Raw genomic sequence first — 692 nt, 5'->3', positions numbered from 1 at the left:
CTAGGGTCCGGACTCAATTGATCCACCAAGTGATCGCGGCGGCCAGGAGGATTGCAGACAGGAAGACGTCTGCACGCTTGTCATATCGGGTTGCGATCCGGCGGAAGTCTTTGAGACGGCAGAACATCCGCTCGATGACGTTGCGACCTTTGTAAGCGTTTTTATCGTAGCGATGCGGATGCTTGCGGGTCGGATTTGGCGGGATCACGGCCTTGATGCGGCGTGCAGCCAGTTCGTCGCGCAAGCTCCTGGCGTCGTAGGCTCGATCAGCCAACAGACGACGCGGGCTGCGGACCATGCTGATCAAACCTCGTGCACCGACCAAGTCGTGGGTGTTGCCAGGAGTAATCAGGAAGGCAAGCGGACGACCGACATCGTCGGTCAACGCGTGGATTTTGGTGGTCTGCCCGCCGCGCGAGCGGCCGATCGCATTGTTGAAGGCCCCCCTTTTGCGCCGGCCGCGGAGCGATGGGCTTTGATGTAGCTGGAATCCACCGACATCGATCCGTACATGCCGGTCGATCCGGTCAGAGCGTAAAAAATATCCGTCCAAATCCCCTGTCGGCTCCAGCGGTTGAAGCGGTTGTAGACCGTCGTGTAGGGGCCATAGACTTCCGGACAATCGCGCCAGCGCGAACCAGATTTCAGCATGTGCATAATGCCGCTGATCACGCGTCTATCGTCGACCCGAT

Annotated in this window: 2 protein-coding genes; both read right to left on the bottom strand. The window is 59.2% G+C overall.

Annotated features, from left to right (window positions below):
- Positions 1 to 13: 13 nt before the first annotated feature.
- A complete protein-coding gene (locus XI06_RS12795) occupies positions 14 to 427 on the bottom strand; it encodes an IS5 family transposase (RefSeq protein ID WP_271605466.1) in 414 nt (137 codons plus the stop codon).
- A partial coding sequence (locus XI06_RS12790) for a transposase (RefSeq protein WP_271605438.1) occupies positions 382 to 692 on the bottom strand: 311 nt, incomplete at its 5' end. The genes XI06_RS12790 and XI06_RS12795, both read right to left, overlap by 46 nt.

Origin of the sequence: Bradyrhizobium sp. CCBAU 11434 (assembly GCF_028128895.1) — a bacterium.
Classification (GTDB): domain Bacteria; phylum Pseudomonadota; class Alphaproteobacteria; order Rhizobiales; family Xanthobacteraceae; genus Bradyrhizobium; species Bradyrhizobium zhengyangense.
Note: the sequence above shows the minus strand (reverse complement) of the source record. Positions and strands in the feature narration are given on the sequence as shown.